8 protein-coding genes are annotated in these 22,762 nt (G+C 76.9%); 2 read left to right on the top strand and 6 right to left on the bottom strand.

Annotation, left to right across the window (positions count from 1 at the left end):
* Positions 1 to 5: 5 nt before the first annotated feature.
* The 4 genes from ACFVVL_RS00420 to ACFVVL_RS00435 are packed head-to-tail and all read right to left on the bottom strand — an operon-like array spanning position 6 to position 13,523.
* Complete coding sequence (locus tag ACFVVL_RS00420; RefSeq protein ID WP_387670187.1) at positions 6 to 3,077, bottom strand: amino acid adenylation domain-containing protein; 3,072 nt, start codon at positions 3,075 to 3,077, stop codon at positions 6 to 8.
* Positions 3,074 to 4,603 (bottom strand): class I adenylate-forming enzyme family protein, encoded by a 1,530-nt coding sequence (locus ACFVVL_RS00425; RefSeq protein ID WP_387670189.1) that lies wholly within the window; start codon positions 4,601 to 4,603, stop codon positions 3,074 to 3,076. The genes ACFVVL_RS00420 and ACFVVL_RS00425 overlap by 4 nt, the downstream gene beginning before the upstream one ends.
* Positions 4,600 to 10,212 (bottom strand): amino acid adenylation domain-containing protein, encoded by a 5,613-nt coding sequence (locus ACFVVL_RS00430; RefSeq protein WP_387670192.1) that lies wholly within the window; start codon positions 10,210 to 10,212, stop codon positions 4,600 to 4,602. The genes ACFVVL_RS00425 and ACFVVL_RS00430 overlap by 4 nt, the downstream gene beginning before the upstream one ends.
* Positions 10,209 to 13,523, bottom strand: coding sequence for an amino acid adenylation domain-containing protein (locus ACFVVL_RS00435; RefSeq protein WP_387670194.1), 3,315 nt, complete (start codon positions 13,521 to 13,523; stop codon positions 10,209 to 10,211). The genes ACFVVL_RS00430 and ACFVVL_RS00435 overlap by 4 nt, the downstream gene beginning before the upstream one ends.
* Positions 13,524 to 13,959: 436 nt before the next feature.
* On the opposite strand from ACFVVL_RS00435, the gene ACFVVL_RS00440 reads away from it, so the two are divergent.
* Positions 13,960 to 16,494 carry an ABC transporter permease gene (locus ACFVVL_RS00440; protein WP_387670196.1) on the top strand — a complete coding sequence of 845 codons (2,535 nt, stop codon included), beginning with the start codon at positions 13,960 to 13,962 and terminating at the stop codon, positions 16,492 to 16,494.
* 82 nt (positions 16,495 to 16,576) lie between these two features.
* On the opposite strand, the gene ACFVVL_RS00445 is transcribed toward ACFVVL_RS00440, so the two are convergent.
* Entirely contained in the window at positions 16,577 to 17,407 is an 831-nt protein-coding gene (locus ACFVVL_RS00445) for an oxidoreductase (RefSeq protein ID WP_387670198.1), read from the bottom strand.
* 98 nt (positions 17,408 to 17,505) lie between these two features.
* Between ACFVVL_RS00445 and ACFVVL_RS00450 the strand changes: the two genes are divergently transcribed.
* Positions 17,506 to 18,408 (top strand): LysR family transcriptional regulator, encoded by a 903-nt coding sequence (locus ACFVVL_RS00450; RefSeq protein ID WP_387670200.1) that lies wholly within the window; start codon positions 17,506 to 17,508, stop codon positions 18,406 to 18,408.
* 28 nt (positions 18,409 to 18,436) lie between these two features.
* On the opposite strand, the gene ACFVVL_RS00455 is transcribed toward ACFVVL_RS00450, so the two are convergent.
* The gene (locus tag ACFVVL_RS00455; RefSeq protein ID WP_387670202.1) at positions 18,437 to 22,744 is read right to left on the bottom strand and encodes a CHAT domain-containing protein; all 4,308 of its coding nucleotides are present in this window, start codon (positions 22,742 to 22,744) and stop codon (positions 18,437 to 18,439) included.
* Between the last annotated feature and the right edge of the window lie 18 nt (positions 22,745 to 22,762).

The following is a 22,762-nucleotide window of genomic DNA, read 5'->3' on the forward strand; positions in this document are numbered from 1 at the left end:
GGGGCTCACTCCTGACGCAGGTCGGTGACGGCGGCGGCGACGCCGCGCACGGTGGGGGTGTCGAAGAAGACGTCCAACGGAACGGCCACGCCGAGCTGTTGGCGGATCCTGGCGGCGATCGCGGTGATCAGCAGCGAGTGGCCGCCGAGGTCGAAGAAGTCCTCGTCCGGGCCGAGGTCGTCCAGCCGCAGCACCTCTCGCCAGATGGCGAGCACGGCGGCGGCGGTCGCGTCGAGTCCGCCCTCCTCCCGCGCCGGGTCCGGCTCGGCGCGCTCGACGGCCGGTTCGGGCAGCGCGGCGCGGTCCAGCTTGCCGTTGGGCGTGAGCGGGAAGGCGTCGAGGACGGTGTAGGCCCCCGGCAGGACGGCGGCCGGCAGGGTGGCCGCGAGGTGGGTGCGCAGTTCCTCGGAGCCGGGCGCCGCCCCGGCGGGGACGACGTACGCGGCGAGGCGGCGGTCCCCGTCCGGTCCGTACAGGGTGGCGGCGGCCTGGGCGACGGCGGGGTGCTCCGCCAGCCGGGCCTCGATCTCGCCGAGTTCGATGCGGTGGCCGCGCAGCTTGACCTGGCTGTCGGCGCGGCCCGCGAACTCCAGGCCGCCACCGGGGTGGCGCCGCACGAGGTCCCCGGTGCGGTAGATCCGGGCACCGGGCGGGCCGTACGGGTCGGGCAGGAAGCGGCGGGCGGTCAGCCCGGGGCGCCCCCGGTAGCCGTGCGCGACGCCCGCGCCGCCGAGGTACAGCTCACCGGGCAGCCCGTACGGGACGGGCTGCAGGTGCTCGTCGAGGACGTAGGCGCGGGTGTTGGCGAGCGGCTCGCCGATGCTCACCCGGCCGTCGGGGGCGACGGGTTCGGCGAGGGTGGACCAGACGGTGGTCTCGGTCGGGCCGTAGACGTTGACCAGCCGGGCGGTGGCGGCGGCGAGGTCGGCGGCGAGCGGGGCGGGCAGGGCCTCGCCCCCGGTGAGCGCGGTCAGGCCGCCACCGGTCCCCGCGAGGCCGGCCTCCAGCAGGACCCGCCAGCCGCTGGGCGTGGCCTGGACGTGGCTGACGCCCTCCCGGGCGATGAGGTCGAGCAGCGCGGCCCCGTCCCGGTGGGCGCCCTCCGGGGCGAGCACGACGCGGCCGCCGGTGATCAGCGGCAGCAGCAGTTCGACGGTGGAGATGTCGAAGGAGAGCGAGGTCAGGCCGAGCCAGCGGTCCTCGGGTCGGGCGCCGAGGTGGTCGCGCAGGCTGCCGAGGAGGTTGGCGAGCGCGCCGTGCGGCACCTCGACGCCCTTGGGGGTGCCGGTGGAACCGGAGGTGTAGAGCACGTACGCGGGGTGGTCCGGCGACGGTCCGGCGGGCAGGTCCGCGTCCGCCACCGTGGGCGCCAGGTCCTCCGGCGCGAGGTCGCCCGGCGCGGACGGCTCCCGGGTGATCCGCAGCGCGAGGCCGGAGTCCGCGCGCAGGAAGGCGAGCCGCTCGGCGGGATACTCCGGGTCGAGCGGGAGGTAGGCCGCCCCGGCCGCCAAGGCGCCCAGCACAGCCACGAGTTGGTCCTTCCCGCGCGGCAGGGCGATGCCGACCGGGGTGCCCGGCCCGGCGCCGTGCCGGGTGAGCGCGGCGGCGGCGTGCGCGACCAGCCGGGCCAGCTCGCGGTAGCGGTACGCGGTGCCGTCGGCGACCAGGGCGACGGCCTCCGGGGTGGCGGCCGCGCGGGCGGCGAACAACGCGGGCACGGTCGCCCCGAGCAGTCCGGATTCCGCTGCGGGCGCGGCGAGTTGGGCGTCCCGTTCATTGGCGCCGAGCAGCGGCAGGCGGCCGACCGGGGTGGCGGGCTCGGCGAGGGCGCCCTCCAGCAGGGTGACGAAGTGGCCGGCGATCCGCTCGGGGGCGCCGGGCTCGAAGGCCTCCGTCCGGTACTGCAGGCTGACGTCCAACGCATCGTCACCGTCGACGAATTGGAGGTTGACGAGGTTGCGGGCGGTACCCGCGAAGCCGGTCCAGCGGACGGTGGCGGCGAGCCCGGGCCCGAAGTCGGGCTCCGGCGTGCCGGAGGGGCGGCGGCGGTAGCTGACGGAGAGCGGGGTGAGGGCGGTGCGCGGGGTGAGGCCGCGGACGGCGCGCCCGAGCGGGACGTCCCGGTGCGGGTAGAGCGCCCGCAGCTCGGCGCGCACCGCAGAAGCGAACGCGGCGAACGGCGACTGCGCCGACGGCGCGGTGAACAGCGGGAGTTCGTTGACGGCCAGCCCGACGGCGACCGGCTCGCCGGGACGCCGGACGGACAGCTCGACGGCGGTGGCGGGCGCCGGGTTGCCGTAGCGCAGCAGCAGCGCGTGCCAGGCGGCGGTGAGCAGTTCGAAGCGGGTGACGCCCAGCCGTTCGGCGGCCGCGACGAGCGCGGCGTGCCGGGCGCCGTCGATCCGGAACCCGGTCCGCTCTCCGGGGCCGGGCAGGGTGCCGGGGGCGGCGCCCGGGTCGCTGACGGTCCGCAGCCCGGGCAGCAGCGGCAGGCCCGGCTCGCGCCACCGCTCGGCCCAGTGGGCGGTGGCCGGGGCGGGCGACGGCTCCCCGGCCGCCGGGGAGGAAGCCGCCGCGGAAGGGTCCGCCGGGGAAGGGTCCGCCGGGGAGGGGTCCGCCGGAACGAGCGCCTCGCCCCGGTGGGCGGCGGCGAGGTCGGCGACCAGCCGGTCCTTGGACTCGCCGTCGAAGGCCAGGTGGTGCGCGGTGACCAGCAGCACGTGCCGCTCGGCGCCGGTCCGGTACAGGGTGAACCGGGCGAGCGGCCCGGCCGTGAGGTCGAAGCGGGCCGCGCTCTCGTCGGCGAGCAGCTTGTCGAGGTCCTCGGCGGGGCACTCGACGGTCCGCAGCGCCGGCGCGGGCGCGGGCCCGAACACCGGAGCGGGGCCGTCGGGATCGATCCGCCCGGCCAGCACGGGGTGGCGCCGTACGAGCCGGGCGCAGGACGCGGCGAGGGCCCCGGCGTCCAGCGGTCCGGTGAACTCCACCGTGACGGTGAGGTGGTAGGCGGCGCCGGCGTCGAGGGTCTGCTCGGTGAGCCAGATGCCGTGCTGGGCGGGGCTGAGGGAGGTGGTCATCGGATGGCCTCGCTGGTGGTGGGGGTCTCGCCGGCGGTGGTGGGCAGAACGGGGTCGTCGCCGGTCACCAGCCGGCGGAGCTCGCGCTTGAGCACCTTGCCGCCCTCGTTGCGCGGCAGCGCCTCGCGGAACAGCACGGTGGCCGGCAGTTCGTGCGCGGCGAGGTGGCCGAGCAGGAAGGTCCGCAGCGCGGCGGCGGTCGGCGGTTCGGTGCCGGGCGCGGGCACCACGACGGCGGCGACCACCGCGCCGAGCACGGGGTGCGGGACGCCGAACGCGGCGGCGTCGGCGATCAGCGGATGGGCGTGCAGGGCGTTCTCGACCTGGAGCGTGGAAACCTTGTGGGCACCGGACTTGACGACGTCCTTCTCCCGGTCGAGCAGGTGCAGGAAGCCGTCGGCGTCGATCCGGCCGAGGTCGCCCATCCGCACCCACGCGCCCTGGAACACCGCCCGGTCGCGCTCGCCGAGGTAGCCGCGCGGCGCGGTGGGCGAGCGCAGCCACAGCTCGCCCGCCTCGCCGGGCGGCAGCGGGCGGCCGTCGGCGTCGGTGATCCGCAGGTCGGCGAGCGAGGCGGGCTGGCCGGGCGAGTCGGGGTGCTCCGGGTCGAACAGCAGGGTGATCTGGGCGGGCGCGGCCTCGGTGGAGGTGTAGTAGTTGGCGATCTGGGCGCGCGGGAAGGCCCGGCTGAGCGCCAGGGCGACCGGCTGGGGCAGCGCGGCGGCCGTGGAGCCGACCAGCCGGACGCCGCCGAGGTCGGCCTTGGCCAGGGCCGCCGAGGCGAGCAGTTCGATCGCCATGGCGGGGACCAGGAAGACGCTGCCGATGCCGTGTTCGGCGATCAGCCGGACGAACCGCAGCGGGGTGAACTGCGGGGCGGCGACGCAGGTGGCGTGCGCGTTGAGCGCGTTGACCAGCATGGTCTGCCCGGCGTTGGTGCCGACCGGGAAGGCGTGCAGGAAGGCCTGCGAGTGCCGCAGCGGGCGGCGGCGTTCGTCGAGGGTGCAGCCGTACGCCAGGTTGGCGTGGGTGGCGGTGACGCCCTTGGGGGTGCCGGTGGTGCCAGAGGTGTAGAGGATCTGGGCCGGCGCGCCCGGGTCGACGGGCGGCAGCTCCGGCTCGGCGGGGTGGCCGGCGGCGTCGGCCTCGGTGAGCGGGCGCACCCCGGCGAGGTCCGGGGCGTCGCCGGTGTGCAGCAGCAGCGCCGCGCCCGAGTCGGCGAGGGCGTGGGCGGTGACGGCGGGGGCGAGCCGGTCGGAGAGCGGGACGGCGACGCCGCCGGCCCGCAGTACGGCGAGGTGGGCGACGGCGTAGGCCGCCCAGTCGGCGGTGCCGTGGCGCAGTGCGACCCGGTCGCCGGGCCGCAGTCCGGCGGCGAGCAGGGCGGCGGCGAGGGCCCCGGAGCGGGCCTGCCAGGCGCCGAAGCCGAGCCGGTCGGTGCCGTTGACGACGGCGGTCCGCTCGGGGTGGGCGGCCGCCCGGTGGGCAAGCAGCTGGGGCAGGCTGGTGGGGACGGCGCGGTTCACACGGCCTCCCGGGCGGCGTCCGAGGACCGGCGGGCGGCGGCGGCCCGGGCGCGCTCGCGCAGGCCGACCAGGTCGTCCGGTTCGGCGTCCGGCACCTCGCGGTCGAAGCGGGCGAGCGAGGGCAGCCGCAGGCCGACGGCGACCAGGACGAGCATGGCGAGCCCGAACAGCACGTACATCAGCGCGATGCCGCGCCCGGGGCCGGTGCCGATCAGCGGGCCGAAGACCGGCGCGAGCGCGCCGTCCGGTTCCATCAGCGGGCCGAACACGGCCGAGCCGAGCGGGGCGATGACGCCGTGGCCGAGCGGCAGGGTGGACCAGGCGACCAGGGTGTTCAGCGCGAAGACCCGGCCGTGGAACCGCTGCGGCACCTTGACCTGGACGATCGTCGAGTAGACGCCGTTGACCAGGGAGAGCGCGAAGGACATCCCGAACGCGCCGGCGGCGATCACCCAGAGTCCGGCGTGCAGGCCGGTGACGGCGCCGGCCAGGGCGAGGACGGCGGCGAGGCCGAGCATGCCGCGCAGCCGGTGACGGCGCGGTCCGCCCCAGAAGCCCATGGCGATGCCGCCGAGCAGGGCCCCGGCGCCACCGGCGACGGCGACCCGGGCGGCGCCGTCCAGGTCGGAGAAGGCGAGCACCATCGGGGTGGTGAGCAGGAACAGCGGGGAGAGGAAGACGTTCAGCCCGGCGAACCAGAGCAGCATGGAGCGGAAGCCGCGCTGGCGCCAGGAGTAGCCGAAGCCCTGCTTGATCTCCTCCACCAGCGGTTCGCGCCTGGTCCACGGCAGGGTGCGCGGGAAGCGCACCGCCAGCAGGATGGCGACGGCGATCGTGTAGCTGACCACGTCGATGATCAGGATGCCGCGCAGGCCGATCGCGGCGAGCAGCGCGACCGCGACCAGCGGGACGACGAACTGTGCTGTTCCGAAAGCCAGTTGCACGACACCGTTGGCGTGGCCGAGGTACTGCTTGGGGACGATCTGGGGCACCGCGGAGGCGTAGGCGAGGCGTTGGAAGGTGAGCGCGACGGAGAGCACGCCGAGCAGCACGTAGACCTGCCAGGAGTGCAACTGCCCCGCGAGCAGCAGCGCGAGCATGGCGGCCTGGGTGGCCCCGGCGGCGACGTCCCCGGCGAGCATCACCTTGCGCCGGTCGAGCCGGTCGACCAGGGCGCCGGCCACCGGGCCGACGACGATGCCCGGCAGCATGGCGATGACGGCGTAGAGCGCGTAGCGGGCCATCGAGCCGGTCTCCAGCAGGATCCAGATCGGCAGCGCGAACTCGGTGAGCGCCGAGCCGGTGATCGAGACCAACTGGCCTGCGGCGACGGCCAGGAAGCGGCCCATGCTGGGCTGCGGGCCGTCCTCCGCTGCGGCGGGCCCGGCGACCGCCTCCTCCTCGGGGGCGTCGGGTGCGCCGGTCTCGCCGTGGTACCACCAGGAGCTGTCCGGTCCGCGCGCCGGCAGGGTGTCGGTCCGCCCGGCGAGGACGGCGCGGTGCACGGTGGTGACGGCCTCGACGACCTCCGCCGCCCGGTACTTGACGAAGAAGTGCCCGCCCTGGTCGAGCACCGCGACGGCGGAGCGCTCGGCGAGCAGCAGCCATTCGCGGTACCGCTCCTGGTAGAAGTCGGCGGCCGGGTCGTGGTCGCCGACCAGCGAGACCAGCGGGGCGCGCAGCCGGGGCGCTCCGGCGGCGACCTCCTCGATGGCCCGGGTGAAGTACGCCTCGGCGGCCTTGGAGTCGCGGCGCATGTTGCCGACGATGAACCGGACCTGTTCCTGGTCGAGTTCGGAGGTGTCGACGCCCATGCCGGTGAGCCAGTTGAGGTAGACCCGGTCGCCGAGCAGCGGCTCCAGGGCGGCGATGCCGCTGAGCGCGGTGAGCACCTTGCTGCGGGGCTTGGCGAACGGGAACTGGGCGCCGGCGTAGACGGCTTCGAGCTCCCGGCCGGAGGCCTCCAGCAGCCGGGCGGTGGCGACGGCAAGGGCGGTGCCGACCCCGCAGTGGCCGTAGACGACGACCGGGCCCTCGACCCGCTCGCGCACCTCGGCGGCCAGCTGCTCGGCCAACTCGTCGAAGGGCAGGTGCTGTTCGGTGACGCCGATGTCGTGGCCGGGGATCGCGACGGCCCACAGTTCGGTGTCGGCGGGCAGCAGGTCGGCGACCGGCTGGTAGACGACGGCGCTGCCGCCGCCGTAGGGGACGCAGACCAGGGTGAGCCGGCGGCGCTCGGCCGGGACGGGCCGGGTGAGCCGGTGCAGCAGCCGGCGCGGGCCCCGGTCCTGCTCGTCGAGGGTGGCGAGGGCGGCGAGGTCGTGGACGGTGCGGCAGGTGAAGAGGTCCATCACGCTGACCGGGCGGGCGCCGGCCTCGGTGAGCCGCTTGCGGGCCTTGGCGACGACCTGGGTGGCGAGCAGCGAGTGGCCGCCGAGGTCGAAGAAGTCCTCGTCGGTGCCGACCTCGGGCAGGCCGAGCACCTCGGCCCAGATCTCCGCGAGCACCCGCTCGGCCTCGGTGGCGGGCTTGGCGGCGCCGGCGTCGCGGCGCAGCTGCGGGGCGGGCAGGGCGCGGCGGTCGAGCTTGCCGTTGGGGGTGAGCGGCAGGGCGGGCAGCACGGCGAAGGCGGCGGGGACCTGGTGGTCGGGGAGGACGCGCTTGAGGGCGGCACGCAGGGCGGCCGGGTCGGGCTCCTCGGTGCCGGGGGCCGGGACGAGGTAGCCGGTGAGCCGCTTGTCGCCGGGCCGGTCCTCGCGCACGACGACGGCGGCGTCGGCGATGTCCGGCCGGGCGCGCAGGGCGGCCTCGGTCTCGCCGGGTTCGATCCGCAGGCCGCGGATCTTGACCTGCTGGTCGATCCGGCCGAGGTGTTCCAGGGTGCCGTCGGGGCGGCGGCGGGCGAGGTCGCCGGTGCGGTAGAGCCTGGCGCCGGGCGGGCCGTAGGGGTCGGGGACGAACCGGGCGGCGGTGAGGCCGGGGCGGCGGTGGTAGCCGAGGGCGACCGCGGTGCCGCCGATGTGGAGTTCGCCGGGAGCGCCGGGCGGTACCGGTCGCAGGGCGGAATCCAGCACGTACAGGCGGGTGTTGTCGATCGGCAGGCCGATCGGGACGGTCCGCAGCGGGCCTTCGCACTCCCAGGAGGAGACGTCGACGGCGGCCTCGGTGGGCCCGTAGAGGTTGGCGAGCGCGCAGTCGGGCAGCCGGGTGGTGAACTCCCGTGCGGTGTCGGGCGGCAGGGCCTCGCCGCTGCACACCACCCGGCGCAGGCTCGCGCAGCGCTCCAGGCCGTCCTCGGCGAGGAAGACGGTGAGCATGGCGGGCACGAAGTGCGCGACGGTGACACCGGCGCGCACGATCAGGTCGCGCAGGTAGCCGGCGTCCTTCTGGCCGCCGGGCTTGGCGAGCACGATCCGGGCGCCGGTGATCAGCGGCCAGAAGAACTCCCAGACGGAGACGTCGAATCCGGCCGGGGTCTTCTGCAGGACGCGGTCGCCGGGACCGAGCCGGTAGGTGTCCTGCATCCACTGGAGGCGGTTGGCGATGGCCCGGTGGGTGTTGGGCACGCCCTTGGGGCGGCCGGTGGAGCCGGAGGTGTAGATCAGGTAGGCGGTGTCGTCGGGGGCCGGCCCTGCGGGGCGCGGGGCCTTGGCACGGACCTTGGGCCATTCGGCGGGGTCGTCGAGCAGCAGGACGCGGGCGGTGCAGCCGTCGGGGACGGGCAGCCGGCGCTGGGTGAGCAGGACGGGGGCGGCGCTGTCGGCGAGCAGGAAGGCCAGCCGTTCGGCGGGGTAGCCCGGTTCCAGCGGGGTGTAGCCGGCGCCGGTGCGCAGCACGCCGAGGAGTCCGGCGACGAGTTCGGGCGAGCGTTCGGCGCTGACCGCGACCAGGCTGCCGGGGCCGACGCCCTCGGCGGCCAGCCGGACGGCGATCCGGTCGGCGGCCACGTCGAGCTGGCGGTACGTCAGAAAGGCCCCGTCCTCGAAGGAGACGGCGACGGCGTCGGGGGTGCGGGCGGTCTGCTCGGCGACCAGGGCGGTGAGGGTGGTGGCCGGGCGCTCGGTCGCGGTGTCGTTGAACCGCTCGACCTCGAAGGCGCGTTCGGCCTCGGGGAGGTCGTCGAGGGCGGACAGCGGCGCGTCGGGGCGGTCGGCGATCGCGGTCAGCAGCCGGCCGAGGTGCTCGCCGAGGCGGGCGATGTCAGCCTCGGCGAAGAGGTCGGTGTTGTAGTTGAACGAGCCGAGCAGGCCCTGCGGCCACTCCTGGAGGAACAGCTCCAGGTCGAACCGGGTGCCGCTGGCGCGCACGCCGAACGGTTCGACCTCGACGGGCAGTTCGTCCGGGGCGGCGGTCTCGCGCTGGACGGCGTAGTTCTGCACGGCGAGCACGGCCTGGAAGACCGGCGGGCGGCTGACGTCGCGGGGGACCTTGAGCTCGGTGACCAGCTGGGCGAAGGGCAGTTCCTGGTGGGCGTAGGCCTCCAGGCAGGTGTCCCGGGTGCGGCGCAGCAGCTCGGTGAAGGTCGGGTCGCCCTCCAGCCGGGCGGGAAGCGCCAGCACATTGACGAACATGCCGACCAGCGGTTCGAGTTCGGGCTCGGGGCGGCCGGCGATGGGCGAGCCGACGGCGAAGTCGCGCTGGCCGCTGAACCGGGCCAGCAGGGTCTGGAAGGCGGCGAGCAGCACCATGTAGACGGTGGCGTCGTGGCGCTTGCCGAGCTCGGTGAGGCGGTCGAGCAGCGGGCGGTCGACCTCGAAGCCGTAGCCGGCGCCGTCGAAGGTCTGGCGCGGCGGGCGCGGCGCGGCGCAGGCGAGTTCGAGGGGTTCGACGCCGGCGAGTTCGCGCGCCCAGTGGGCGACCTCGGCGGCCAGCCGGTCGCCGCTCAGCCGTTCGCGCTGCCAGATGGCGAAGTCGCCGTACTGGACGGCGAGTGCGGGCAGCGGGTCGGGCCGCCCGGCGGCGTAGGCGGCGTAGCCGCGCAGGACCTCGCCGAGCAGCACCTCGCTGGACCAGCCGTCGCTGACGCTGTGGTGGACGACGAGCAGCAGCACGTGGTCGTCGGCGGCGAGCCGGACGAGGTGGGCGCGCAGCAGCGGGCCGTGCTCCAGGTCGAAGGGGACGGCGGCGGCCTCGTCGACCAGCCGTTCGGCGTGCGCGGGGCCGTCCGCCTCGGCGAGGGTGAGGTCGGCGGGGCCGGGCGGATCGACGACCAGCAGCGGGCGGCCGTCGTCGGTGGCCGGGTAGCGCGAGCGCAGGGTCTCGTGCCGGGCGAGGGAGGCGTCCAGGGCGCGGCGCAGGGCGGGGACGTCGAGCGGGCCGCGCAGCCGGCGCACCACCGGGATGTTGTAGGCGGCGGTGCCGGGGGCGAACTGCTCCATGAACCAGAGCCGTTCCTGGGCGTAGGAGAGCGGCACGGGCGCGTCGGCGGCGCGGCGGGCGATCGTCTGCCGGGGCGCGGTGCGGTTCCTGAGGCGGCGGCTGAGGAGTTCGCGCTTGGCGGCGGTGAGCCCGGCGGAGGGGACGGCGCCGGTGGGGACGGCGCCGGAGGGGGCGTCGGCGGCGGCCGGGGTGGGGGCAGGGGCCGGGGTGGGGGCGGTTTCGGTGCTCATGACGGCGTTGCGGTCCCTTCCAGGGCGTCCTGCGCGGCGAGCAGTTCCTCGGCGGCGGCGTCGGACAGCGCGTCGAGTTCGGCGACCAGGGCGACTTCGACGGCGTCGGCGAAGGCGGCCACCGTGCGGTGGGTGAAGAGGGTGCGCAGCGGCACGGCGAGGTCGGCCGCGGCGCGGATGCGGGCGACGACCCGGGTGGCGAGCAGGGAGTGGCCGCCGAGGTCGAAGAAGTCGTCGTGGACGCCGACCCGGTCGAGGCCCAGGACCTCCTGCCAGACCTCGGCGACCAGCTCCTCGGCCTCGGTGCGCGGGGCGAGGTAGGCGGCGCGCAGTTCGGGGCGGGTGTCGGGGTCGGGCAGCGCGCGGTGGTCGAGCTTGCCGTTGGGGGTGAGCGGCAGCGCGTCGAGGACGAGGACGGCGTTGGGGACGAGGTGGGCGGGCAGGGTGGCGGCGAGCGCGGCGCGCAGGTCCTCGGGCGCGGGCGCGGCCGGCCCGGCGGGCACCACGTAGCCCAGCAGCCGGTCCTCGCGGGCCAGTACGGCGGCCTGGCCGACCCCGGGCCGGGCGAGCAGCGCGGACTCGACCTCGCCGGGCTCGACCCGGTAGCCGCGCACCTTGACCTGGGTGTCGATCCGGCCGAGGAACTCCAGGGCGCCGTCGGCGCGCCTGCGCACCAGGTCGCCGGTGCGGTAGCGGCGGGCGCCGGGCGGGCCGTCCGGGTCGGGCACGAAGGCGCGGGCGGTGGCGCCCGGGCGGCCGAGGTAGCCGTCGGTGACGCCGGCGCCGCCGACGACGAGTTCGCCGGGCGTGCCGGGCGGCACCGGGCGGCCGTGGCGGTCGAGCACGGCGACGGTGGTGGCGCCGATGGGCCGGCCGATCGGCGGACGGCGGCCGGTGTCGGCGGCGCCGAGGTCGGCGGTGGTGGCGATGACGGTGGTCTCGGTGGGCCCGTAGGAGTTGACCAGCCGGACGGTGTCGCCGAACCGGGCGCGCCAGGCGGCGACGGCCTCCGGGCGGACCTGGTCGGCGCCGAGGATCAGCAGCCGCAGGCTCGCCGGCCAGGGCGTGGCGTCGAGGTCGGCGACCAGCTGGTGCCAGTACGGGGTGGGCAGGTCGAGGACGGTGAGCCCGGCGGCTGCGGGTTCGGCGAGCTGGTCGGGCAGCGCGGCGCCGGCCTCGGCGACGACCAGGGTGGCCCCGGCGGCGAGGGCCGGGAACACCTCCTCGGCACAGGTGTCGAAGGAGAGCGAGGCGTACTGCAGGACGCGGTCGGCGGCGGTGAGGCGGTAGCCCTCGCGCATCCAGGCGACCCGGGCGGCGAGCGCGCGGTGCGGGACGAGCACGCCCTTGGGGGTGCCGGTGGAGCCGGAGGTGTAGATGACGTAGGCGGCGTCGTCGGGCCCGGCGGCGGCGTGCGCGGGCGGGGTGCCGCCGGCGCCGGGGACCGGGAGCACCGGGAGCACCGGCACGGCGGCGGGCAGTCCGTCGACGGGCGCGCCGTCCGCGGTGACCAGGGCGGTGGCGCCGCTGTCGGTCAGCATGAAGGCGAGCCGGGCGGCCGGGTACTCCGGGTCCAGCGGCAGGTAGCCGGCCCCCGCCCGCCAGGCGGCGAGCATGGCCACCACGGCCTGCGGCCCGCGCGGCAGGCAGAACGCGACCAGGTCGCCGCGGCGCACCCCGGCGGCCGTCAGCCGGGCGGCCAGCGCACCCGAGGCGGCGGCGAGTTCCGCGCGGGTGAAGCGGGTGTCGCGCCCCTCGACGGCGATGGCGTCCGGCCGGTCGGCGGCCGCCCGGTCGATCGCTTCGAGCACGGTGGCCGGGTGGGCGGGCAGCGCGGGCCCGGTGGCGCCGGCCGCCGCCTCGGCGAGTTCCTCGGCGTCGAGCAGCGGCAGCAGGTGGACCGGGGTGTCCGGGGCGGCGAGCGCGGCGCGCAGCAGGGTCTCGAAGCGGCGGCCGAGCCGGACGGTCCACGCCTCGTCGAGCAGGTCGGTGCGGTAGCCGAAGACGGCGTGCAGGTCCTCGCCGTCGGGGCGGACGTCCAGGGCGAGTTCGAACTTGGCGGCGGTGTGGCCGCCGTCGGTCTCGACGCAGCGCAGGTCGGCGAAGGCGTGCTCGCCGAGGGCGCCGCCGCTCTGGGTGTGCACGGTGAGCAGGGTCTGGAAGAGCGGGGTGCGCGCGGGGTCGCGGTCGGGGCGAAGGTCCTCGGCGAGCTGCTCGAACGGCACCCGGCCGTGGCCGAGCGCGCCGAGCCAGTCGCCGCGCACCCGGCGCAGCAGGGTGTCGAAGGTGGGCGCGCCGGCGAGGTCGGCGCGCAGCACCAGGGCGGAGGAGAAGTAGCCGACGGTCCGTTCGCTGTCGACGGTGGTGCGGGCGGCGGTGGGCACGCCGACGCAGAAGTCGTCCTGGCCGGTGCAGCGGTGCAGCAGGGCCTGGTAGGCGGCGGCCAGCACCATGAAGGGGGTGAGCCGGCGGGCCCGGGCGAAGGCGTCGAGTTCGGGGCCGAGGCCGCGCAGGATCCGGGTGTGGAAGGCGCCGGCGCTGCTCGGTTCGGCGGGCCGGGGCCGGTCCAGCGGCAGGTCGAGGGCGGGTGCGCCGGCGAGCCGGTCGCGCCAGTAGGTGAGCGCCTCGGCGGCCTCGGGCCCGGCCAGCCAGGCGCGTTCGGCGGCGGCGTGGTCGGCGAAGGAGGGCGGGGCGGGCAGGTCGGGCTGCGGGCCGCCGGCGCGGTGGGCGGCGTAGCGCTCGGCGAGTTCGGTGCGCAGCAGGCCGAGGCTCCAGCCGTCGGCGACGATGTGGTGCAGCACCAGGCAGAGCACGTGCTCCTGCTCTCCGGTGCGCAGCAGGGCGGCGCGCAGCAGGGGTCCGGCGGCGAGGTCGAAGCCGCGGTTGACGCGTGCGGCGAGGGCGGCGCCCACCTCGTCCGCGGGCCGTCCGCGCAGGTCGGCGAGGTCGAGCGGGACGGGCGCCGGGGCGTCGACGACGGCGGTGGGCCGGCCGTCCTCGGCGGGGAAGCGGGTGCGCAGCGCCTCGTGCCGGGCCACCACGCCGTCGAGCGCGGCGCGCAGCGACTCGGTGGACGGCTCGCCGGTCAGGCGCAGCACGAGGGGGATGTTGTAGGAGGGGTCGCCCGGGTCCAGCTGGTCGAGGAACCAGAGCCGTTCCTGGCCGATGGTCAGGGCGGTCGGCCGGTCGGGCCCGGCGGACCCATCGGTGACGGCGGTCGGCCGGTCGGGCCCGTCGGTGCGGGCGGACGGCCGGTCGGGCCCGGCGGCCGGGCCGGACTCGTGGGCGAACTCCTGGGTGGTCGTGGGCATGACACTCCTCGGCACTCGCCTCACGGCGGGACAGGCGGTCTCTCGGACATGGTCCGGCCGCACGCCCCGTGGGGTGGGAGGGAGTAGCGCGCTCGGCGGATCGGCGGCGGGCCCCCGTTTGGCCGCCGCGGCGCGATCATGCTAGGTAGCCTCCGCGCGGAGCGTCAATGGTCTGGACCAGTTTGGCCGGTGGGACCACGGTGACCAATGGGACGAGTGGGGACGCCCCGGGCAACCGGATCCTTCGGGGTCGGCCTACCTCCCGGGGATGAGGAGCGCGGCCCCGCCCTGCGACCCCGGAATGATCATGAACGCGACCTCGCGCCGACGGAAGGCTCCCGCCCGCCTCCTACGCTCGAAACCGTCACCGGTCGAGACCGCCGGTGAGCAGCGACGACGGGCCGGACAGCGGCCGCGCGACAACAGACCGGGAACGATGACCACCTACCGCCACACCCTCGCCGAACTCCGCGGACAGCTGCGCCGGCTCCTCCTCAGCGGGGCCGCCATCGCCCTCGGCGTGGCCTTCCTCATCGCCTCGGTCAGCGGCAGCGGCGCCCTCGTCGACTCCTTCGGCCAGAGCGCCGCCGCCGAGGTCGGCCCCGGCGACATCCAGATCGGCCGCCCGGCCGCCGACGGCGCGCTGGACGCCGCCGCCGCCGACCGGGCCCGCCGGGTGCCCGGGGTCGCCGCACTCGCCCCGCGCCTGACCGGGCGCGGCGGACTGCTGGACGCTTCCGGCCGCCCGCTCGACCAGGATGCGGTCGTCAGCGCCGTCGCCGCCGACCCCGGCCTGCGCTGGCAGCTCCTCGGCTCCGGACGGTGGCCCGACGCGCCGGGCGAGGTGCTGCTCGACGACGCCACCGCGCAGCGTCTCGGCGTCCGCCCCGGCGCGGACGTCCGGCTCACCCGGGCCGACGGCACCCCCGCCACCGCCCGGCTCACCGGCACCCTCGACGGGCGCGGCGCGCCGAGCCTGTCCGGACACCCCGTCATCGGCGTCCCGGAGAACGCCGTCACCCGCTACGCCGCCGCCCCCGTCACCGAGCGGCTCGACGTCCGCCTCTCCCCCGGCACCTCCGCCACCCGCACCGTCGACGCCCTGCGCGAGGCGCTCGGCGCCACCGGCCCCGCCCCCGAGGTGCACACCCGGGAGGTCTCGGTGCGCGACGCCACCCGGGAGAGCGGCACCCTCTACGGCGTGGTGCTGACCGCCGCGCTCTCCTTCGTGCTGATCGCGCTCGCCGTCGCCCGGATGGTCGTCGGCAACACCTTCACCGTCGTGCTCGCCCAGCGCACCCGGCAGCTGGCACTGCTGCGCTGCATCGGCGCCGACCGCGTCCAGGTGCGCCGGCTGATCCGCCGCCAGGGCCTGCTGCTCGGCATGGGCGCCTCCGCCGCCGGCGTCCTGCTCGGCCTCGGCATCTGCGGCGCCACGCAGGCCGTCCTGGCCGCCGCCGACCTCGGCCCGGTCCGCCTCTCGCTCGCCCCCTCGCCGCTGGTCTGCGCGCTCGCCGCGCTGTTCGGCGTCCTGCTCACCCTGCTCGCGGTCCGGGGCCCCGCCAAGGCCGCCTCCGCCGTCCCGCCGATCGCCGCGCTCGACGGCGCCGGGCACGGCGTGGCGGCGGGCCCCGCCGCAAGGGTGCGGGCCGCCGTGTGGGCGACGGTGCTGCTGACCGGCGGCGCCGCCCTGGTCGTGCTGGGCGCGCTCGCCGCCCCGCCGCTCTCCCTGCTCGCCGTCACCACCGGCGCCATCGCGAGCTTCTTCGGCGTCCTGCGGCTCGCCCACCGGCTGCTGCCCGCCGCCGTGGCCCTGCTCGGCGCACCGGCCCGCCGCCTCGGCGGCACCGCCGGACGGCTCGCCACCCAGCAGCTGCGCCGCAACCCGCTGCGCACCGGCGCCACCGGCTCCGCGCTGCTGCTCGGGGTGACGGTGATGGTCGGCGCGGTCACCGCCCTGGACCTCACCTCGAACTCGCTGGTCCCGGCGGTCTCCGCCCGCCAGCCCGGCGTGTTCTCGGCGACAGGCGCCGCCGGTGGCGCCGTGCCCGCCGGGGCGCTCACGGCGCTCGCCGGGGAGCGCGAACTGACCGTCACACCGGTCCGCTCGGCCACCGTCCGCGTCGACGGCCGCGACACCGTGGTCGCCGCCACCGACCCCGCCCGGCTCAACCCCACCGCCGAGGACCTCGGCCGCGCCCGCGCCCTGACCGACGGCGCCGCCCTCGGCGGGCTCGACGACGGCCGCACCCTCACCGTGGCCGGCCCCGCCGGCCCCGCCGGCCCCGCCGGCCCCGCCGGCCCCGCCGGCCTCCCCGGCGCCACCCTGCGCGTCGAACCCGGCCGCAGCGCCCTCCCGTTCACCCTCCAGAGCGGCGCCACCCTGCTCGTCACCCCGGCCACCCTCGACCGGATCGCCCCCGGCGCCCCCGCCACCACCGTCTGGATCACCCCCGCCCCCGGCACCGACCGGCCCACCGCCCGCCGGGCCGTGGACCGCGCCCTCGCCGGCCACCGGCTCACCGTCACGGACACCGCCGCCCAGGGCGAGACCCTGCGCTCGCTGCTCGACCGGATGATGCTGATCTCGATGGCCCTGCTCGGCTTCTCCGTCGTCATCGCCGGCCTCGGTGTCGCCGCCGCGCTGGTCCTCAGCATCAGCGAACGCTCCCGGGAGATCGGCATGCTGCGCGCCATCGGCATGACCCGCACCCAGCTGCGCCGGATGCTCACCCTGGAGGCCCTGCTGCTCTCCCTCGCCACCGCGCTGCTCGGCACCGCCCTCGGCATCGGCTACGGCTGGGCGGCCGCCCGCTCCGTGACCGCGACGCTCGGCACCGTCGGCGGCCCGCCCGTCCTGCCCGTCCTCGGCGCGCTCGTCCTCACCGTCCTCACCGGCCTCGCCGCCGCCGTCCTCCCCGCCCGCCGCGTCGCCCGGATGACCGCCGTCGACGCCATGCGCACGACGTAGTCGGGGGCGGGGACGGGGTGGGGGCGGGGTGGGGGCGGGGACGGCGGCGGTGGCTGGTGGCTGGTGGCTGGTGCCGGGCGGCTCAGGCGTCGAAGGCCGTGGCCCGGGCCCGCTTCTCCCAGGCGGCGACGTCCTCCCGGACCTGGTCGAGGTGGGCGAGGACCGCGCCCACCCCGTCCTCGCCCAGCGGCAGCCGCAGCGGGGTGCGCTCCGCCGCCAGCGCGGCCAGGATCACCGCCGCCGCCTTGTCCGGGTCACCGGCCTGCGAGCCGTCCCCGCCGGAGACGAAGGCCCGGGTCCCGCCCACCGCCGAATACACCCCGCTGTCCGCGCTGACCCCGGCCCGGCCGGTCTCGAACAGCGAGGTCCGGAACGCCCCCGGCTCCACGATCAGCACCTTGATGCCGAACTCCCGCACCTCGTCCGCCAGCGCCTCGGAGATGCCCTCCAGCGCGAACTTCGTCCCGCTGTACGCGCCGAAGCCCGCGAAGGACATCTGCCCGCCCACGCTGCTCATCTGCACGATCGCCCCCGAGCGCCGCTCGCGCATGTGCGGCAGCACCGCCCGCACCAGGGCCGCCGGGCCGAAGACGTGCACGTCGAACAGGGCCCGCAGCTCCTCGTCCGTGGTCTCCTCGACGGCGCCGACGTGCGTGCGGCCCGCGTTGTTCACCAGCACGTCGACCCGCCCGTGCCGGGCCACCACGTCCGCCACGGCGGCCCCGATCGCGGCCGGGTCGGTCACGTCCAGCCGCAGCGCCTCCACCTGGTCGGGATGCGCGGCCACCAGGTCGGCCAGCGCCTCCGGACCGCGCGCCGCACCGACCACCACATCACCGGCGGCGACGGCCGCCCGGGTGATCGCCCGTCCGAAACCGCTGCTCGCACCGGTCACCAGCCACACCTTGGTCATCTCGACTCCCCGTCGGTCCCACGCGTCTCTCCTGACACCGGTCAGCCTGCCGCCCGAACCCGTTGCCCGTCCAAGACCCGCGGTGATAACCAACGGACATGACCCTGGACGTCCACGCCCGCGACCTCCGCTACTTCCTCGCGGTCGCCGAGGAACTGCACTTCACCCGCGCCGCCGAACGGCTCTACGTCTCGCAGCCCGCGCTGAGCAAGCAGATCCGCGCGCTGGAACTGCGGCTGGGCGCCGAGCTGTTCCGCCGCGACCGGCACGGGGTGACGCTGGCGGCGGCCGGCGAGGCCCTGGTGCCGCACGCGCGCAAGGTGCTGGCCGCCTGGGCGGACGGCGCCGCCGCGGTGGAGGCGGTCAAGGCCGAGCAGCGCAGCACCCTGGTGGTGGGCATGAGCACCAGCCCGGCCCGCGGCGGACTGCTCCCGGCCATCCGCTCGCGTTTCACCGCCGCCCACCCACAGGCCACCACCCGGCTGCGCCACGTCAGTTGGGACGATCCCACGGCGGGCCTGGCGAACGGGGCGGTGGACATCGCCTTCGTCTGGCTGCCGCTGCCCGGCCCGGAGCGCTTCCGCTGGACGGTGGTCGCCGAGGAACCCCGCCTGGCCGCGCTCCCCGACACCCATCCGCTCGCCGCCCGCGACGGGTTCGACTTCGCGGACCTGCTCGACGAGCCCTTCCTCGCCCTGCCCGCGAGCGCGGGACCACTGCGCGACCACTGGCTGGCCCTGGACGCCCGGGCCGGGCACCCGCCGCACATCGGCGCCGAGGTCGCCGGCGTCGAAGAGACCTACGAGGCCCTGATCGCCGGCCTCGGCATCTGCCTGGTGGCGGCCGGCAACGCCCCGCTGATCACCCTGGGCGGGGTCACCACCCGGCCGGTGCGGGACCTCGGCGCCAGCCGCTACGCCCTGGCCTGGCGGCGGGAGGACGAGCACCGGCCGCTGGTGCGGGCGTACGCGGAGGCCTGCCGGGCCACCGTCGCCGACTGACCCTCCGTCATGTACGGTCCGACAGAGCTCAGTTGCCCTGGTAGGCGAAGGCCGCCCAGACGTCGAGGGCGCCCGTGTCCCGGCGGGCGAGCGAGACCAGCTCCGGCGGCGCGCCCGGCGGCAGCCGGCGGTCCGGGTCGAGCGCCCACAACTGGGTGCGGCGCAGCGCCTCGACCGGCGGATCACCGGCCGCCAGGCGACCGTGGAAGACGTACATCAGCACGCAGACCATCTCGTCCACCACCTCCCAGCGCGAGCCGACCACGCCCGTCGCCCCGGCGGCGAGGAAGGCGCTGGAGAGGGTGAGCGCCTCGTCCACGTCCCCGCCGGTGTGGTCGCTGACGCAGGCGTCGAGGACGACCAGCCCGCCCGGAGAGCCCGGCGGGCGGCCCTGGGCCTGGCGCAGGATGTCCCCGACCGGCAGCCGCCCCAGCCGGTCCCCGGCGCGCGGGTCCGGCGCGAGCCCGAGGTAGGCGTCCAGCGGCGAGCGCTCGGACGGCAGCGCGTGGCAGGCCAGGTGGAGGACGGACGCCCCGGCCCGGCCGGGGGCCGGCAGCGCGGCCAGCACCTCGGCCGGGGTGCCCGCCCCCACGGCGTCCTCGACGTAGCCGAGCAGCGTGCCGTGCGGATAGTGGTCCGCGTGCAGGTACTCGGCCTCCACCTCGGCGAACATCAGCTCCCTGGTCGGGTCACCGACGATCACCGGCCGTTCGCCCAGCGGCAGCCGGGGGCGCCGGACCACCTCGCAGAACTGCCGCGCGGACGCCGCGTACGAGATCACCGCCCGCTCCACGGCCCGCACCGGCCGCCCGCCGTCCCGCAGCCCGCTGCTCAGCAGCGCGGCGTGCCAGGGGACGCCGCCGAGTTCGCCGAACGGCACCAGGACCAGCCGAGGCAGCGCGTCCGGGCCGCGGCGCGTGGCCGCGCGCAGGGCGGGGTGGCGCAGCAGCGGGCGCAGCACGGTGGTGCCGGCCCAGTCGCAGAGTTCGGCGAGGGTGGCGCGCCAGCGGCGCCGGGCAGCGGCCCGCTCCGGGTGGCGGGGCGGACAGGCCTCCAGGGTGGCCTGCCGGTCGAGGTGCGCCCGGCGGTAGGCGGCGAGCGGGCCGCGGTCCTCGGAGCGGACGGCGTCCACGCTGACGAGGGTGAGCGGCAGCAGGTGGAGGTCGCCGGCGCCGTCCTCGCCCGGCGTGACCAGCACCGCCGCGCCGCTGCGCCCGGCGCCGGGCGGCAGCAGGTAGACCAGGGCGTCGGCGCCCGCCGCGCCCAGGGCGTCGGCGATCTCCGCCACCGCCGACGGGGCCATCAGCGCCTCACCGGCCGGGGAGACGGCGAGCGCGGTGAGGGCGCGGCGGCGCAGGTCGTCCGGCACGGGGATCTCGGCGCCGCCGGGCAGGGAGGCGAGCAGGCCGCCGGGCAGTCCGAGCACCGCGTCGAGGCCGCGGCCGCCGGGGGCCGGGCCGTCCTGCGCGGCGCCGCTGGACAGCCAGGCGTCGGCGAGGTCCGGGTGGCCGGTGGAGCGCAGCAGGTCCGGGACGTCGGTGGTGGTGGTGGAGGCGTGCAGCACCAGGCCCCGGCCCAGTTCCAGGGCCGCGACGACGGCCCGCAGGTGGGGCTCGCGCTCACCGCCGGGGGCGTCGCGCGGTGCCGCGTTCTCCGGTGCCGCGTTCTCCGGTGTGTCGTGGCCCGGCGTGTCGTGGCCCGGCGCCTCGTCGTCCGGCGCCTCGTCGTCCGGCGCGTCGTCGTCCGGCGCCTCGTCCCGGTCGGTGAGGTACCAACCGGCGATCGTCAGCGCACGCGCCGCGTTCTCCCGGGCCACCAGCAGGGCCGGGCCGGCCGCCGCCTGGAGCAGGGTGGCCGCGGCGGTCTGGCGCAGCGTGGTCAGCCCGGCCTCGCGCCCGGCCCGCCGGTCCCCCGGCCCCTGCCGCAGGCGGTGGGCCCGGGCGATGATCCAGTTCACCGCCGCCAGCATCTGGGTGGGCGTCCCGTTCCGCATCCGCTCCCGGACCACCTCGGCGGAGGCCAGCGCCCCGACGATGTCCTCGGGACGCCGCGCGTGCTCGTAGCGCGCCGTCAGCAGCATCGCCCGCATCAGGTGGGCCCGGGACCCCTCCATGCTCGCCGGGTCGGTGGCGGCGATGAGCAGGTCGACGTGCTTGAGCGCCTGCTCGGCACGGCTCTCGGAGAACGGGGGCCCCATCGCCAGAAGGCTCACCACACCGGCCACCCGCATGGTCAGCACGTTCTTGTACAGGTGGCCCGGCGGCGTCCGTTCCGCCGCGTCCAGCATCAGGACCACACCCGCCATCGCCCGCTCCGGCGCCTGCCCGCTCTGGAGCGCGTGGACGAACATCGCCAAGCCGAGGTCCCCGCGCGCCATCTGCCGCAGCGGGTCGTCCTCGGACATCGCGTCGACCAGTGGTTCCAGCGCCGTCACCGTCCGGGCCAGCCGCGGGACGTCACCGGCCGCCAGGGCCTCCTGGAACTCCAGCATCAGCCTGGTCCGTTCGAGGATCGGCCGGTGGGCGGCCAGCAGCCTTTCCACGCCCGGGTGTTCCGAGTGCGAGAGGTAGGCGATCACCTCCTCGGTGTAGCGGCGGGAGGCCTCCAGGTCCTGGTGGTCGCCGGCGAGGCGGAAGCGCTGGTAGAGGTTGACGGCGAGGTTCTCCAGGTAGACCACCCGGTTGACGTCGTCCGGGGCGGCCCGGCGGAACGCGGCACGCTGGTGGCGGATCGCCGCGTCGAGGTCGCCGACGGCGTTGGTGAGCGCGAACCGCTTGCTCATCGCCGCCCCCAGCGAGCCGTGCAGGTGCTCGTCCGACCACAGGGTGCCGGTGGGCCGGGCCCCGGCGTCGTCCAGCAGGCCGATCACCCGGTCGAGTTCGGCCCGGTCGGCGGAGTACTGGCTCTTCGCGATGGAGGCGTCGGCGAGGTGGCGGAGGATGTCGCCGCGCCGGACGCCGTGGTCCTCCTCCTGCATGGTGTCCACGGCCAGGGTGAGGTGCCGGACGGCTTCCTCGGTGCGGTACGTCTGCGGGTCGTGCTGGTGCAGCGCGTTGACGAGCGTGCCGAGCACCGCGTGCGAGGGCGGCCGGACCGGGTCGTCCTCGGCCATGCCGGCCAGGCCCTCGCGCAGCACCTCGACCGCCTCGTGGACCTCGGCGCCCACACCGCCGTGGTGGAGCTCGGCCCTGCCGGCGAGGGTGCAGCCGAGCAGCCAGCGCACGGTGCCGCCGAACGGCTCGCCGGGCGGGATCAGCCGGCGCAGGTCGCACAGCCGGGCGAAGCGGTGGGCGGCGTCGTCCGGACGGATGTGCGTGCCGTCGCCGCGCGCCCAGTAGAGGTCGAGCAGGTGCAGTCCGGCGCGCAGCCGGTAGGGGGAGTCGGCGGCCGTGGTGGCCGCGACCGCTTCCAGGTGAGCGACGGCCCGGTCGGTGCGCTCCGCGTCCGGGCCGCCGTCCCGCTCGTTCAGCAGCAGCCGCACGAGGCACTCGCGGACCGCCGACTCGATCGGGTCGGCGAGTTCGGCCGGCCCCGGCTCGGCGTCGGGGGCCGGGCGGAACGGCACGCCGTCGGGGCCGTGGGGCGGTACCGGGCTCAGCCGGTCGAGCAGGCCCTCCAGGACGGCCTCGGCGGCGGCGCGGTCGGCGGCCACCCGTTCGGGCGGGGCGCCGTCGCGCTCGGAGCGGTCGGCGAGGGCGCAGCCGAGGTTGGCGAGCGCCCCGGGGTCCTGGGCGTCGTACGTGTCGTAGGCGTCGTAGGCGTCGTACGTGTCGTAGGTGTCGTCGGCGCAGGTGTCCCCGGTCCCTTCGGCCGGACCGTGCCAGGGGCCCGGCGGCACCGGGACGGGGCAGGCCAGCCGCAGCGCCTCGATCGCCCGGTCCAGGTCGTCGGCGCGGGCCGCCGGGTCCGCGACACCGGCGCTCGCCCCGTCCTCGTAGCGCGCGTGCAGCAGCATCCCGAGCCGGAACGCCGCCTCCACCCGCTCCGGCGCGTCCTGGTCGAACGCGGCCATCGTGAGCGTCAACAGCCCTGCGGCGTCGTCCCGTTCGGCCAGCACGGCGGCGCGGATCCCGTCGTCCCCGGCGAACTCCGGCTGCTCGACGGCCCTCCAGTAGCGCACCGAGAGCGTCAGCCCGACCAGGAACCGCGCCTCCGCGAGCGCCCCCGCCGGCGCCCCCGGGCCCGCCTCCTCCAGCAGCGTGCGCGCCGTCGAGAACGCGGTGAGCGCCCCGGACAGCGCCATGCCGGCGGCGCGCGGATCGGGCGCCGCGTCGTGCTCGTCCAGCAGCCGCCGCCCCCGCCCGACCAGCGTCCGCACCTCGTCCACCACCGCCACCGGTCCTCCCCTCTCACG

Source organism: Kitasatospora sp. NPDC058115, from assembly GCF_042884635.1.
Classification (GTDB): Bacteria; Actinomycetota; Actinomycetes; order Streptomycetales; family Streptomycetaceae; genus Kitasatospora.